Annotated in this window: 14 protein-coding genes and 1 CRISPR repeat array; of the genes, 6 read left to right on the top strand and 8 right to left on the bottom strand. The window is 68.8% G+C overall.

Translation table 11 applies throughout. From position 1 onward, the window contains the following. The 3 genes from ETD96_RS27495 to ETD96_RS27505 all read right to left on the bottom strand — a co-directional run. Positions 1–495: hypothetical protein (locus ETD96_RS27495; protein ID WP_205719486.1), on the bottom strand; the 495-nt coding region annotated here is incomplete at its 3' end. Continuing rightward, the gene (locus ETD96_RS27500) at positions 492–788 is read right to left on the bottom strand and encodes a helix-turn-helix domain-containing protein (RefSeq protein WP_240808274.1); all 297 of its coding nucleotides are present in this window, start codon (positions 786–788) and stop codon (positions 492–494) included. The genes ETD96_RS27495 and ETD96_RS27500, both read right to left, overlap by 4 nt. A 22-nt stretch (positions 789–810) precedes the next feature. Further along, complete coding sequence (locus tag ETD96_RS27505) at positions 811–1,893, bottom strand: tyrosine-type recombinase/integrase (RefSeq protein WP_138639394.1); 1,083 nt, start codon at positions 1,891–1,893, stop codon at positions 811–813. 206 nt (positions 1,894–2,099) lie between these two features. Between ETD96_RS27505 and ETD96_RS27510 the strand changes: the two genes are divergently transcribed. The 6 genes from ETD96_RS27510 (at position 2,100) to ETD96_RS27535 (ending at position 7,232) form a co-directional block, all read left to right on the top strand. Next, complete coding sequence (locus ETD96_RS27510) at positions 2,100–2,996, top strand: type II secretion system F family protein (protein ID WP_138639395.1); 897 nt, start codon at positions 2,100–2,102, stop codon at positions 2,994–2,996. Between the two features lie 61 nt (positions 2,997–3,057). After that, positions 3,058–3,240, top strand: coding sequence for a hypothetical protein (locus ETD96_RS27515; RefSeq protein ID WP_138639396.1), 183 nt, complete (start codon positions 3,058–3,060; stop codon positions 3,238–3,240). After that, positions 3,237–3,632: a pilus assembly protein gene (locus ETD96_RS27520; RefSeq protein ID WP_138639397.1), complete on the top strand. Its 396-nt coding sequence runs from the start codon at positions 3,237–3,239 to the stop codon at positions 3,630–3,632. The genes ETD96_RS27515 and ETD96_RS27520 overlap by 4 nt, the downstream gene beginning before the upstream one ends. 56 nt (positions 3,633–3,688) lie before the next feature. Continuing rightward, on the top strand, positions 3,689–4,081 hold the full coding sequence (locus ETD96_RS27525; RefSeq protein WP_171069257.1) for a TadE/TadG family type IV pilus assembly protein: 393 nt from the start codon (positions 3,689–3,691) through the stop codon (positions 4,079–4,081). 56 nt (positions 4,082–4,137) lie between these two features. Then, positions 4,138–4,533, top strand: coding sequence for a pilus assembly protein TadG-related protein (locus ETD96_RS45095; RefSeq protein WP_171069258.1), 396 nt, complete (start codon positions 4,138–4,140; stop codon positions 4,531–4,533). Beyond that, the gene (locus tag ETD96_RS27535; RefSeq protein ID WP_138639400.1) at positions 4,530–7,232 is read left to right on the top strand and encodes a BTAD domain-containing putative transcriptional regulator; all 2,703 of its coding nucleotides are present in this window, start codon (positions 4,530–4,532) and stop codon (positions 7,230–7,232) included. Before ETD96_RS45095 ends, ETD96_RS27535 begins: the two co-directional genes overlap by 4 nt. A gap of 108 nt (positions 7,233–7,340) precedes the next feature. Here the strand turns inward: ETD96_RS27535 and ETD96_RS27540 are convergent, their stop codons facing one another. The 5 genes from ETD96_RS27540 to ETD96_RS27555 form a co-directional block, all read right to left on the bottom strand. Further along, positions 7,341–7,520 (bottom strand): IS3 family transposase, encoded by a 180-nt coding sequence (locus tag ETD96_RS27540; RefSeq protein WP_138639401.1) that lies wholly within the window; start codon positions 7,518–7,520, stop codon positions 7,341–7,343. A gap of 100 nt (positions 7,521–7,620) precedes the next feature. Continuing rightward, a CRISPR array of direct repeats spans positions 7,621–10,826; the repeat unit is 28 nt; unit sequence GTCGGCCCCGCACGCGCGGGGATGGTTC. 688 nt (positions 10,827–11,514) lie between these two features. After that, complete coding sequence (locus ETD96_RS27545) at positions 11,515–12,027, bottom strand: ATP-binding protein (RefSeq protein ID WP_138639402.1); 513 nt, start codon at positions 12,025–12,027, stop codon at positions 11,515–11,517. Next, positions 11,934–12,212: a hypothetical protein gene (locus ETD96_RS45100; RefSeq protein WP_171069260.1), complete on the bottom strand. Its 279-nt coding sequence runs from the start codon at positions 12,210–12,212 to the stop codon at positions 11,934–11,936. Before ETD96_RS45100 ends, ETD96_RS27545 begins: the two co-directional genes overlap by 94 nt. 272 nt (positions 12,213–12,484) lie before the next feature. Then, positions 12,485–12,958 (bottom strand): SAM-dependent methyltransferase, encoded by a 474-nt coding sequence (locus ETD96_RS27550; RefSeq protein WP_138639403.1) that lies wholly within the window; start codon positions 12,956–12,958, stop codon positions 12,485–12,487. 30 nt (positions 12,959–12,988) lie between these two features. Next, the gene (locus ETD96_RS27555; RefSeq protein ID WP_138639404.1) at positions 12,989–14,377 is read right to left on the bottom strand and encodes an NsdA family TPR-like regulatory protein; all 1,389 of its coding nucleotides are present in this window, start codon (positions 14,375–14,377) and stop codon (positions 12,989–12,991) included. Between the last annotated feature and the right edge of the window lie 212 nt (positions 14,378–14,589).

The raw sequence follows: 14,589 nt of genomic DNA on the forward strand, positions 1-14,589 counted from the left end.
GGGTTTGGGGGACGGCCGCCGGGGGTGCGGGCGGTATCCGATCTTGGAGGAGGACAGGCCGGCGAGCATGAGCTGCTGGCCGTGCCGGTTGCCGGCGATGACGTCGACGGGTCCCTGGTCGGGGCGGGCGCGTTTGGCCTGCAGCCAGCACAACCGGCACGCCCGGTGCTTGTTGAGGTGCAGTTCGCGGGTGCAGCTGATGCACACCCCGGTGCCGGGGTTCCAGGTCCGCCATCCGGTGCACGCCTCGCACCTCCACCCGCGGATGCGCAGCACGGGCCAGGCCAGGCAGTCGCGGCAGGAGCCGGGGAGTTGGGGCGCGTACTGGTGGCAGCGGCGGCACAGCCCTTGCGACCAGTAGTCGCCGGTCGAGCCGCACCGCTTGCAGGGCAGCGGCCGGCCGTTGGTCCCGGGTTTGCAGTCGTAGCACAGGCCGCGGTCGTGGTAGGCCTGCGGCCGCAGGCCGCACTGGCGGCACATCCGCGGCGCCGTCACGCCGGTGGTACCGACCGGTGCCGACCCGGCTTGGGCTGGATCGACGGCGCGGGGGTGGCCGCCGCGGTGCTGGCCGGTCTGCGGGCGGCCACCGCCTCGGGCTCGCAGATCAGCAGGTCGCTGGGGGTGCACTCCAGGACCGAGCAGATCACGTCCAGGTCGTCCAGCCGCACGGTGGTCGGCGTCCCGGTCCACAGCGCGGACATCTTCCCGGCACTGATCTCCAACCCCGCCTCGGCCAGCCGCCGCCGCATTTCGGTCGATTTCCAGATCCCGGCCTCGGCGGCCTTCATCCTGAAGTTCCAGCGCACAATGTCACTTCCCGTCGGCGTTGAATCGCGACGCGACCCGGTGGTTTGCGTTCGCCCAGGCGTTCTCGATATGGGTGTCGTGGACGTGGATGTAACGTGTCGTGGTCGACAGCCATTCATGTCCGAGCAGTTCTTGGATGGCTTTGAGGTCGACGCCGCGTTCATACATCGAGGACGCGCAGAAATGGCGGAGCCCGTGCGGGGTGAGCCGTCCCGACCAGGCAGGAAGCCAGCGCTCAACCGCGCCGCTCAGGCCCGCGCGCAATGCCTCGCTGCCGATCCGGGTGCACCGCCCGGTCAGCGTGTCCCGGCGCTCGCTGGGCAGCAGAGGGGCGTCCGGGTCGGCCCAGTCATCACCGAACTGGTGCCTCACCTCCGTCAACCACCAGGTCAACAGCGCGTCGACGGAGTTGATCGCCGGAGCCATCCGGACCTTGGGGCCACGGCCCCGGGCGCCCTTACCGAACCGGACATGGAGTTTTCCGTGCTCACCCAATTCCGGATGCCAATCGCGTATGTCGAGCATCACGGTCTCGTTGATCCGCAAACCGATGCGCCGCCACAACGAGGCCGCCAGATAGTCACGTGCCGCGGGAAGGAACTTCCTCGCCTCCGGGAGCGTCTCACGCCAGCCGGTGAACAATGCCTCCACCTCCTGCTCGCGCGGCGGCACCCTGCTCGAGCCGCTACTGATCACACCGGACGGCCGATTGAACTCATCAATCGGCTGGATGAGCACATGACCGGTCAGCGCATGCACATCACCCTGGTAACGGGAGATGATGAACTCGAAGAACCCGGCCAGCACGCACGCCTTACCCGCCAGCGTCGACTTGGCCAATCCTCGTTGACGCTGGGCGGCGAGGAATCGGTCTGCATCGGCTGGAGCCGCCTCCCACACCGGCCGCCCCAGGAAACCGGCGAAATCGAACAGCACCGACCGCTCCGCAGCGATCGTCGAGTCGGCGATCCCCGCCCCCACGGCCGCCAAGGCGTACTGATCCACCAACTCCTGCTCGAAGTCCTCGATCTCCTGCGGAGTACACAGCCGGCGTGGGCTGCCCAGCGAACGCACCTCAGCCAGCACCCGGCACTCCCTAGTTCATCGAGAACAGCAGAACCACACGAACACCGGCACTTTGTCAGAAATCCCGACCGACTGTCGCAGTATCAACGAGATCGGACTAACCCGCTCCCACCTGGACCACGAGGTCATCTCGACGGAACCCGTCACGAGGAACCCAAAGCAGTAAGGGTTATGACCCGCCCTGCAGTCAAACAGGACGTGACCCGGTGACCATCCTTGCCGTGTTCGCCGGATGCCTGGCCGCCGCCGGAGTCATCGTGCTCGTCCGGGAGTTCCGGCCCGCGCCGCCACGTCTGGATGCCGCTCTGGCCCGCGTCCAACCCGTGCCGTTTCAGCCCGCCTCGGTGCGCGCTGGCGGCTCGACGGCCGCTGACCGGGTCGGACGGTGGCTCGTCGAACGCGTCGCGCGTCCGGCCGGGATGCTCGCTGTGCCTCGTGCCGACCTGGCGCTGCTGGACCGTTCAGGCGAACGCTTCATGGTCGACAAGCTGGCCTTGTTCCTCACCGGCCTCGCAGCCCCGTCCGTGCTGACCGGCCTCGTCAACGCGGCGGGCGGCGGCTTGCCGTGGGCCTTTCCGCTCGTGATGGGCCTTGTCCTGGCGGCGGTGCTGTCGCTGGTCCCGGACTGGAACGTGCGTTCCCTGGCCCGGCAGCGGCGCCGGGACTTCCGCTACGCCTTCACCTCCTACCTGCAACTGGTCGTCCTGGAACGCCAAGCCGGCGCTGCGCTCAACGCCGCCCTGGAGAACCCCGCGAAGATCGCCGACGGGTGGCCGTTTCAGCGCATCGACCAGATGCTGACCCGCGCCCGGCACGGGCAGCAGCAGCCGTGGCGTGCACTCGCCCAGCTCGGCGCCAACATTGATGTCCGGGATCTGACCGACCTTGCCCACACCGCGGAGATCGCCGGTGGCGAGGGCGCCAAGATGCACGACGTGCTGATCGCCAAGATCACCTCGATGCGGCACGAGGCGTCCGCTGCCGCACGAGCCGAGGCCAATGCCCGCACTACCGCCATGTGGGTGCCGACCTCTCTGCTGATGCTCGGCTTCGTGATCCTGATCGGCTTCCCGTTCTTCTCCAAGCTCCTGGCATCCGGTTAACGCCGACATCGCATCACCGACTCGGGGGACCATGAACACGCTCTATACCGCTGCAACACGCATGACGATCGCCCTTCTCAACCGCTTCGCAGCCCTCGATGTTCGGCGTGACCGGGGATCGGGCGTAGTCGAGACGATCATCATCGTGGCCGGGTTCGCCGGCCTGGCCTTCACCGTCTACCTCGCCGTCGCCGGGAAGGTGAACGGCTGGATCAGCAAGATCCCCGGCTCCAGCGGCCCATGACCCGCCGCAACCCGATCAAGGAGCTTGGACGGGACACAGGATCGGCGACCGTCACGGCCGCGATCGTCTTCCCCGCCGTCGGTGTGCTGTTCCTGGGGCTGCTGCAGGCGGTCATGGTCTCGGTCGCCCGTGACGTGGCGCTGTCATCCGCCGAAGAAGGACTACGCGCGGCCCGGGCCCGGCACGGCACCGCCGCCGACGGCCGCTCCGCCGCCATCTCCTTCGCCCGTGCCGAACCCGTGCTGCGTTCACCGGACGTGACCGTGTCCGGAGGCACGACCATCACCGTCCAGGTGTCCGGGAGCGCCCCTTCGATCCTGCCCGGCATCGACATCGCCATCAGCCGCACGGCACGGGGCGCAAGAGAACGCTTCACCACCGAGCAGCCATGAGGAACCGTTTCAGGCAGAGCGCACTGTTGAGCACCGGGGACGCCGGGAACGCAGCCGTGGAGGTGGCGATCCTCGCCCCGTTGTTCATCACGTTCCTGGCCGGGCTGCTGCTGGTGATGCGCGTGCAGCACGGCAGCGCCGTCGTCGCCCAGGCCGCCGCCGACGCGGCCCGACACGCCTCCATCGCCCGCACCGCCACCCAAGCGCACGCAGACGCAACAACCAGCGCCATGGCGACGCTGGGCGGCCGAGGACTGCATTGCCGTCCGACCGTCCAACTCGACCTGTCTGGTTTCCATCATCCGGTGGGCCAGGCCGGGACGGTGTCGGCGCGGGTCACCTGCGTCATTCGGCTCGCCGACGTGGCACTACCAGGAATGCCAGGATCACGCACTGTAATCAAGACGCACCGATCCCCTGTCGATCCCTACCGGGGGAAGACCCGGTGACCGCCTTGGCTTCATGGAACAGGCGGCACCGACAGCGACTCAGCGATGCCGGCAGCGTGAGCATCTTCGCCGTCATCCTCACCCTCGTCGTGGTGGTGTTCTTCGGCGCCGTCGTCGACTTCGAGCAGAAACTCGAAGCCCGCCAGGACGCTAACACCGTCGCTCAAGAGGCCGCCCGCGCCGGCGCCGGACGCGTCGATCTCAACCGCGCTTACTCCGACGGTGAGTTCACCGTCGACCGCCATGCCGCGATCCGCGCCGCACGCGACTACCTGCGGGCGGGCGGCTACACCGGCACGGTGACCGCGTCCGGAGCACGCGCCATCCACGTCCACGTCACCATCACCCGGCCCGCGCTGTTCCTGCCCGTCATCGGCATCAGCCACCTGCGCGCCGACGGCACCGCGACCGCGAATCTGACCACCGGAGTGCGAGGACCCGCCCAGCCATGACCTACGCCCGACGCACCCGCGCGATCGAGATCCTGCGAGGACTCGGCGCCCTAGCGGTCTTCGCCATCCTGCTGGTAGGAGTCCCGACCGGCCTCTACATCGTGGCCGGCTCTCCCATCCCCGGACATGTTCCGACCTGGGAGCAGATCACCGCCATACTGCTGCGCCCCGACACCGACAACCGCCTATTCCTGGCCGCGGTCCGGCTGCTCGGCTGGACAGCCTGGACGCTGTTCGCCGCCGCCACATGCACCGAAACCATCTGCTACCTGGCCGGACGTATGACTCCCTCCCTGCCGCGTCCCGTCCGGCCCCTGCAACTACTGGCTCGGGACCTGGTCGCGACCACCACTCTCCTCTTCGGCGCTGCCGCAGCCCTGTCCGCACCGGCATCGGCCACCGCCCACGCCAGCACGGACGCGCCCTCAGCGCACGAACCCAGCGCCTCCCCCACCCAAGGCACGGAGTGGGACCCCCTGCTCAGCGACGCCACGCCCCAGACACCGGAGCCCGACCAGCCAGCGTGGCGGACCCGGATCATCCATCGCGGCGACACCCTGTGGGACCTTGCCCGTCGCGCCTACGGCTCGGGCGACCACTACCTCAAGATCTTCAAGGCCAGCCGCGCCGTCGACCAGCCCGACGGAATACCGGCACTCACCGACCCCGACAACATCCACCCCGGCCAGCACGTCAGGATCCCCCAAGCCCGGAAGAAGACGGCTTCTCCTCCACCAACCCGTAAACCCGGCTCCGCGAATACCGGCGCTTCCTCAAAATCCAAGCAGAGCAAAGAAGGCAGCCATACCCCGCGCGCTCCACGTGTCGGATCCGGCGCCACGGCGGACAAGCCGTCGCAGGTTCCAAGCCCGGTCGTCGTCGCACCACCGGCGGAAAGCTCACCCGCCACACCGCCTCAACCCACGCTACGGAGCGCGGAGCAGGACCGCACATCGTCAGCCATCACCCTGTCATCCGGCTCGTACATCGGCCTCGGCCTCGCCGCCGCGCTCAGCCTCGCCATCGCCGCCACTCGCCTGCACCGCCGCCGCAGGCGCCCCCTCGCCGACACCGCGGACGTCCCCGCCACCCCATCGGCCCCTCCAGAACCTGTCGCCAAGGCCCGCAAAGCCCACCTGGATCGGGCCTACGTCGACCACGACGACCCGATACCGTCCGACGCCGACCTTGTCATCCAAGACCGCACCGCACCGCCAGCCGACCACATCATCCTGGGCACCCGCGACCGCACGACAGTCACCCTCCCGCTGCCCGGGTTGAACCTGGGACTGACCGGAAGCGGCGCCCGGAGCGCCGCACGGGCAGCCACCACCGACCTCCTCGCCAAGGCCCACCGTGACCGCGCCGAAGTCCTCATCCCCCGGCCCGACGCCCAGATCCTCTACCCCGACACGCCCCTCACCGGCATCCCAGGGCTCACCATCACCCCCACACCGGAGGCCGCCATCACCCAACTCGAGGCCGAAGTGCTCCGCCGCGCCCGGCTCCTGGAAGCCGCCAACGAAACCGACCTGGCAGCCATACGCGCCACCGACCCGGCCGAGCCACTCCCCAACCTCCTGCTAGTCGCCACCATCCCCGAAGCTTCAGCAGCCACCGTTCACGCCATCACCCAGCTCGGTCGCCGCTACGGAATCGGCGCCCTCATCCTTGGCCCCTGCCCGGCAGGGACCACCGTGCACCTCTCCGACGACGTCACCGTCGTCCAAGCTGACGGCCCCCACGCCGACAGCTTCACCGGAACGGTTCTGTTCCATCTGACCGCCGACGACGCCAACGCCATGCTCCGCACCCTCCGCGCCACCACCGGCACCCCCGAATCAGCAACCGCCGACATCCAACCCCCCAGCCCCGACACCAGCCAAGGGAGCGCTGACTACGACGCAGCCCGCAGCGAAGCGGGCATTCCGGTGCCCCAGCTCACCGACCATGACCAACCGCGCCCGGTCCGCCTCCAGGTACTCGGACCGGTCCGTCTGCACACCGCCGACGGTCCCATCACCACCGGAGTCCGCCGGAGTGCCCGCGACCTGATCGTCTACCTCGCCCTCAACCCCAGCGGCGTAACCCGCGACCAAGCCATCGCCGCTCTGTGGCCCGACCACCAACCCGACACCGCAACCACCCAGTTCAACACCGCCGTCGCCAACATCCGCAAAACGCTCCGCACCGCGACCGGACTCCGCGAACCCATGTACGTCATCCGCACCGCAGGCCGCTACCAGCTCGACCCCGGCCTCATCGACATCGACGAACAACGCCTCAACGCCGCACTCACCCACGCCCGACACGCCACCACCGACACCGAACGCCTCACCGCTCTCAAACCAGTCGCCGACCTCTACACCGCCGAATTCGCCACCGACCTCACCCACGACTGGGCCGAAAACCACCGCGAACACCTCCGCCGAGCCGTCACCGACGCCCTAACCCGCCTCGCCCGGCTCCTCCAACCCGACCACCCAGAACAAGCTCTAGCCACGCTCGAACAGGCCATCTCTCACGACCCTTACGCCGAACACCTGTACCGAAACCTGATGCAGCTCCAAGCCGAACTCGGCGATCCCGACGCCGCCAAACGCACATACCAGCTCCTCACCAACCGCCTCGCCGACCTCGACACCGAACCGGACGACCAAACCCACCAACTACTGGCGAACATCCACCAACCTCACTAATCTCGCTGCCAGCGTGAGATGCCTCGTGCGTCGTGACTTCTAATGTGTCCCGGGTTCCGTGGTGTCGTTGATGTAACCCGAATTTGGTGGTGTCGGAATACCGGAACCTCATGCCAGCAGTGGGACCGAGTGGATCCTCTCGTACTCGACCGGACTGAGCATCCCGAGCGCGCTGTGGCGGCGTCGGCGGTTGTGGAAGATCCCCAGTTCTTCGAAGATCGCCTTGGCCAACACAATCCGGTTGCGCCAGCGTGCCGGTTGAGGAAACTCAACCTGCATCTCGGGCACCTCACCGCTCTAAGCTGCGACACCCCGATCGAGGGACGTGACCGCGATCCAACTAAATGAAAACCCGCTCTCTCGTTGATAACGTCGCAGGTCAGCAAGGGTCGGCCCCGCACGCGCGGGGATGGTTCCGCCTCCATCGCCTCGAACACCTCATGGGCGATGTCGGCCCCGCACGCGCGGGGATGGTTCCGCGATCCCGTCATTCACGTCGGTCCCGGGCTGGTCGGCCCCGCACGCGCGGGGATGGTTCCCAGCGCTGGTTGGACACCCCGCCCGCGCAGGCGTCGGCCCCGCACGCGCGGGGATGGTTCCGTCAACGTGGCGGCCTTCTCCAGGTGCTCCTGGTCGGCCCCGCACGCGCGGGGATGGTTCCTCCTCCGTCGCCCGGGCGATCTCGGCGACCTCGTCGGCCCCGCACGCGCGGGGATGGTTCGCGCTGGTCACGCTCCGGGCGAACGGGGAAGTTGTCGGCCCCGCACGCGCGGGGATGGTTCCGGCTACCTCTTCTACTACGAGGAGCCCGCGCCGTCGGCCCCGCACGCGCGGGGATGGTTCGTCTGGCGAGTAGAGCCCCGTAGACGCCGGGGCGTCGGCCCCGCACGCGCGGGGATGGTTCTCGCCGCATCACCGAGCTGCCCACCGGGACGCCGTCGGCCCCGCACGCGCGGGGATGGTTCGAGCCTGGTGTGGCTCGCGATCGGCGCGCTGGTGTCGGCCCCGCACGCGCGGGGATGGTTCCTGCTGGCGTCTCCATGGCGTGGCTGGCCGCCTGTCGGCCCCGCACGCGCGGGGATGGTTCGGTCCGGGTTGTCGTCCTCCGGAACCAGCCGCAGTCGGCCCCGCACGCGCGGGGATGGTTCCGCGACCCACGCGCAGATCGGCGCGGCCACGGCGTCGGCCCCGCACGCGCGGGGATGGTTCCTCGCCGGCCTTGATCCGGCCGAGGAGGCTCGAGTCGGCCCCGCACGCGCGGGGATGGTTCGCCACGTCTACGCCGATGGCGGTCAACTCCCGTGTCGGCCCCGCACGCGCGGGGATGGTTCCCCAACGGCTGTGAAGGAGCCGAAGGACATGACGTCGGCCCCGCACGCGCGGGGATGGTTCACGTACCCCCTAAGTCCCTCTAGTCCCTCTGTAGTCGGCCCCGCACGCGCGGGGATGGTTCGACGGGGCGGTCCTCCTCGGGCAGTCCGCGCTCGTCGGCCCCGCACGCGCGGGGATGGTTCCCCAATGGCGACGAAAACCGGGCACCTGTACGTGTCGGCCCCGCACGCGCGGGGATGGTTCTTTCGCCGTTCCGTATTCGGTTTACAAGCTGACGTCGGCCCCGCACGCGCGGGGATGGTTCGCGGTGATGAGGTGTTGTCCGGGGAGTAGTCCCGTCGGCCCCGCACGCGCGGGGATGGTTCCTGCTTGCGGCGCGGCAGCGCCCTGAACACGGTGTCGGCCCCGCACGCGCGGGGATGGTTCCGTCACCACGAGGTAGCGGGTCCTGGCCGGAAGGTCGGCCCCGCACGCGCGGGGATGGTTCGGGTGATCTCGGTCGGCTCTGGCGTCACGCGGGGTCGGCCCCGCACGCGCGGGGATGGTTCCCGCTGAAGTGCCGTGTATCGGGCGATGTCGTCGTCGGCCCCGCACGCGCGGGGGTGGTTCTCCTGGCGCGACCGCGAGGGCCTGTGCGGCTGCGTCGGCCCCGCACGCGCGGGGATGGTTCTGCTTCCGCGCGGTCTCCTGTGAGGTGTGCCCGGTCGGCCCCGCACGCGCGGGGATGGTTCGTACGGCGCCCGGTCGCCGTCCTCGTCGGTGGAGTCGGCCCCGCACGCGCGGGGATGGTTCGTTCGTCTTCACAACGGTGTGGACGATCATCTCGTCGGCCCCGCACGCGCGGGGATGGTTCCAAAGCCACCAGGAGGACCTAGACAAGGGTTCCGTCGGCCCCGCACGCGCGGGGATGGTTCGGCGTCCCGACCGGACTTGACGGCCCGGTAGTGGTCGGCCCCGCACGCGCGGGGATGGTTCGCGCGAGGTCCAGGAGGTCGGGCGGCAGAAGACGTCGGCCCCGCACGCGCGGGGATGGTTCCCTGCGGTCCGAGGTGTCGCAGGGTGTGATCTCGTCGGCCCCGCACGCGCGGGGATGGTTCGATGCTGAGCTGACCAGCGCACAGCCCGCACCGGTCGGCCCCGCACGCGCGGGGATGGTTCCCGTTGGATGAGGGCGACGTGGTCTGTGTCGCGGTCGGCCCCGCACGCGCGGGGATGGTTCGCAGGCGCCGGGCGCGGAGCTGGTGCCGGTGGCGTCGGCCCCGCACGCGCGGGGATGGTTCCGCCCGCTCGGTCATCGGGGTCGCCCTGACCACGTCGGCCCCGCACGCGCGGGGATGGTTCCGAGATCGACTACGACTACGTCGTCCATGTCGTGTCGGCCCCGCACGCGCGGGGATGGTTCCGCCCGCTCGGTCATCGGGGTCGCCCTGACCACGTCGGCCCCGCACGCGCGGGGATGGTTCCCTCGGCCGACTCCGCTGACCTCCCCAGGCAACGTCGGCCCCGCACGCGCGGGGATGGTTCCCACGGCGAACCACAGGATGTCCCAGCGCGGGAGTCGGCCCCGCACGCGCGGGGATGGTTCCCTCGCCACCACGTATGCCGGGTGTGTGGCGACGTCGGCCCCGCACGCGCGGGGATGGTTCCGCGCCGATGATGGCGCGCCAGGCCAGGTGGACGTCGGCCCCGCACGCGCGGGGATGGTTCCCGCACCGCCGCCCTGTTCCGGAAGCGGGACGCGTCGGCCCCGCACGCGCGGGGATGGTTCGCGGCCGGTGGGCGACGACCTGTGGACGTGGTCGTCGGCCCCGCACGCGCGGGGATGGTTCCCTCGCCACCACGTATGCCGGGTGTGTGGCGACGTCGGCCCCGCACGCGCGGGGATGGTTCCCGGGACGCAGACTTGTCGTTGTCGCAGTAGACGTCGGCCCCGCACGCGCGGGGATGGTTCGGCGAACACCACGGGGCGGCGGCCGACGGCGGCGGTGCCGTCGGCCCAGCACGCGCGGGGATGGTTCCCTGACCGGAACGCCGTACACCACCGCGCCGGAGTCGGCCCCGCACGCGCGGGGATGGTTCGCCGCGCCGCGTGCGTAGAGCTGGCGCTGACGGGTCGGCCCCGCACGCGCGGGGATGGTTCGCGCTCCTCCTGCGTCCGCTTAGGCACCACGGGTCGGCCCCGCACGCGCGGGGATGGTTCGAGCCGTCTCGTGTATGACGCTAAGGCGATCCGGTCGGCCCCGCACGCGCGGGGATGGTTCGCCGTATGAGGCGTGCCTTTTCGGACGGGCCCTGTCGGCCCCGCACGCGCGGGATGGTTCGTAGAACTGACGTTCCGGCCTTAGCCGAAAGACGTCGGCCCCGCACGTGCGGGGATGGTTCTGCCTCCGCAGGGGGTCACCATTCCTGGACTGGGTCGGCCCCGCACGCGCGGGGATGGTTCCCCGAGGGCGGCGTTGGGGTCCCATGCGTTCAGGTCGGCCCCGCAGGGACGGTTCCCCGATCACCGGCTGGAAGAGTTCGGAGGCTTTGTCGGCCTCGCACGCGCGGGATGGTTCCCGATCAGTTCACCCGAACGGAGACAGCCACTCGTCGGCCCCGCACGCGCGAGGATCTTTCGGCCGAAATGGGAGTGAAGCTGACCTACGAGATGTCGGCCCCGCACTCGCGGAGATGGTTCGGCAGCTCGCAGGCGGGCGCGTCCGCGTCCTCCGTCTCGAAGACCGGAACAGCCCGCCAATACGAGATATCGTCCACGTTCGTCCCAGCGAACATGCCCACTGCCGCCGCAGGGAGCAGCAAGGACGCAGGGTGGTCGTAACCGCAGGACAGGCACGCGAAGGTCGTCCCGCGGCCACGATCGCACGACTCGAACGTGATCCTGGAAGCGACGTCGAGAGCGTCAGGCCTGCCGCGGTTCCGCCCGGAGCATGACTGAGGTTCGTGTTCCTCATGCCACGTGTGCGTCGGGAACAAGGCAGAGGTGGAAGCGGACTCGTGTCCGGCCGGCTATGAGGGTGTCCCACTCCCAGTCGCCGTCCGAGAGCGCATCGAGGAGGAACAGTCCTCGGCCGTGCTCTGCTCCGTCGCGTGGGAGGCTCTGGACGGCGGGGAGCTTTCCATTTTTTCCGCCGTCCAGGGCTTCGATCGTCACGCGGTCATCGATCACAGTGCACGCCACCGTGATGTGGCGTCCCGCCCCGTGCTCGACCGCGTTGGTAACGATCTCGGAGAGACCCAGCAGGGCCTTGTCGACCACCTCGGCTCTGGGGGCGGGTGTGAGGGTGGTCAACTGATCTTTTAGCCACGTCCGGACCTTGGGTACGGAGGACGCGTTGCGACGGAATCGGGCCGTCCGACGTCGCCGGATCATGTGCATCGCTCCGCGAGCAGCGTGACGATGTGCGGTGCGGCGGTTGTGACGTCCGAGCTGGGTGCCTCGTAGGTGTCGCGGCGGCCCCATTTGGAGATCAAGGCGGAGCCGCGTTCGAGAACGACGGCCGGGACGCGCTCTCCGCCCACGCGGGCACGGAGCCGCCCAGGCGTCCCGTCCCCGGTCATGTGAACGCCCCGGTAGTCGCCCAGCTGGGTGGCCGGATGAACCAGATGCCAGTACTGCGGAACTGCCTGCGCCTGTTGCGTCGTCATCGCCGGTCCTCGGAAGCCGTCACCAGTTCGGCGCACTGCGGGCGGATCAGGATGCGATCGGCTGGCCACACTGCGTCGGGTTCGTTTCCTGCCACAGGAAACTCCACAAAGACGGGTCACACGACACGGTGCCGGTGCCGCGGATGGTCAAAGTGGTCAATGCTCGGTGAGCAGCGTGCTTGCCCGAAGCTGAGAGGACTGGACGTTAGGCTCGCGGACCGACTTACGGCGGCGGCGCCCTTAGGGGCGTCCGCTCGCGAGGAATGATCTTCTTAGGCTTCGTCCTGCCAGTACTGGGCCAGCATTTCCGCGGGCCAGCTCGGCTCCCGGACCTCGCCTCGGGGGCCCATCTCAGCGAAGTAGGGCGCCAGGTCGTAGATGGGCGTCCCGTCGATGGCGTCGAGATCGGCGACGTGCAGGTCGAGCCCGTCGACCTTCAGGAGGCGCGGGAATGATTGGGCAAGTTGGTTGGGCCGCCGGTGGTTGCGGTGGACGAACGTTCCGCTAGGGGGCCATTGGGGGTCGTTGCGGGGGCTTCTGGCGTGGAGCGCAACATCGTCGGGTGAGGCCTCGTGGAAGTGCCAGACCACAATCAGGTGCGAGAACTCCTCCAGCCCCTGGACGACCTCCGCCGGGAAGTCGGAATTGAGACGGATGACGGCGGCACCGCCCCAATGGTCATCGGTCGGCTCGGTGCGGCCTCCGACGACATGACCGATCGGCCGTATCTCCAGCGGCTGTGCCATGACGCCCCTTCGTTCCGGTGCCGGACGGGCTCAATCTACTTGGGCGAGGTAGGAGGCGCCACGGGCGTCGAGCTTGGCGACGATCGGGATGCCTCGGTGCCTGAATGGGGAGAGCTGTTCGCGCATGGTCAGCACGGTCTGCCGTGCGCGGCCTGAGTAGATGCCGTCTTCGAGGGCGTCCAGCGCCTGGGCCCAGGTTTTGCACGCCTCCTCAACTCTCCCGGAGCCACATTGAGCCGCTGCGAGGTATCCGAGTGTAACGACGTGCGTGCGTTTGAAGGCCGAGCCCCGCGTCCGCACGCTGCGCTGGAGCTCGTGGATGGCGCCCTGATGGTCGCCGGAGTCGCGTAGCGCGCAGCCGGTCTCGTGCGCCAGGGAGGCTTCGCCGAAGAAGAAGGTCCGGTGAGGTTCCTCGATCCCGTCGCCAGCAGCTCGTAGATCATCTTCGGCCTTCAGGAGCGCTTTCGCGGTTTTGCCCCCGCCGTTGTTCACCGCGAGGCCTCGGGCGTGCACGACGCCGAGCAGGGCTCGTTCCCGGGGTGTCGCCGACAGATACCGTTGGCCTTTCATGGATTCCGTGGACAGTTCCAGGCTCAGCTTGTAGTAGCCGAGATCAATCGCTTGGTGTGCCATGGCGCGAAGAATGTGCCCACTCAGTGGCTCATTCTCCGCATAGCCTGCCAGCGTGAGAGCAAGTTGGAAGTAGCGTTGCGCTAGTGCGTGTTCGGCATTGTCGAAGGCCATCCATCCTGCGAGATAGGCCAGCTCGGCCGCTGCTGAATACATGTCCCGGCGGACGGTTGCGTCGGGAAACGTACCGCGCAGGAATGCCGCCACGTCGGAATTGAGATACTGGACGACAGCAGTTCTCCCATGCCCGCCGCCGCGTCGCTGGTCGAGCTGCGAGAAGGCGACGGTGAGCTGACGTACGGCCATCACGTCCCCGCGCCCGACGCGCTGGGTTGTCCGCGGGTCTTGGGCGTTGGTCGAAGCGGCTAGGGCCCGCCAGGTCGCCTCATTCGGTATGGCCAGTGCGGCCGCGGAGTAGACGGCGCCGGTCAGGAGGCTTCTGCGCTCGGGGTCCAAGTCCATTCTCCCCAGGTCGGTCAGCGTCACCAGGGGGTCAACACTCCACTGCGCGTGGCCCGAAGGCGGTGCGTTGGGGACTTCGAACCCGAGATCGTTCGGCGTGATCTCACGCTTGAGCTGACGGGACAGTGCCTGACACAAGATTATCGGGGCTCTGCCGGTGGGCCGGGTTCCCCCTACCCACATGCTGATGTGGGAGCGGCCGATGATCGTGCAGGAACGGTCTTTGGTCTGGCGGACGATGTTGTTGTAGGCCGAGGCCGCCTGTGCCCTGGACCAGCCAGCTTCAGTTAGCAGTGCCGCAAGCCGCTCGTTTCGCGTGCGTGTCATGGGCCACCCCTGCACCGCACATTGATCAGTTTGACCAACCTAGGGGCCAGAGTAATCCGTCCAGCGGAGAATTGTTCGGCGCTTGGACCGTGTCTCACGTGGATGCGGGAGGCGGTGCGGCATGATTGGGGGTCGTGTCGTCGGATCTTGCGCTCCGGTTGGTGCCGGATGAGTTGTGGATTGTCGAGCCGTTGATCCCGGATTTCACGCCG

It is taken from the genome of Actinomadura geliboluensis (assembly GCF_005889745.1).
GTDB classification, from domain to species: domain Bacteria; phylum Actinomycetota; class Actinomycetes; order Streptosporangiales; family Streptosporangiaceae; genus Spirillospora; species Spirillospora geliboluensis.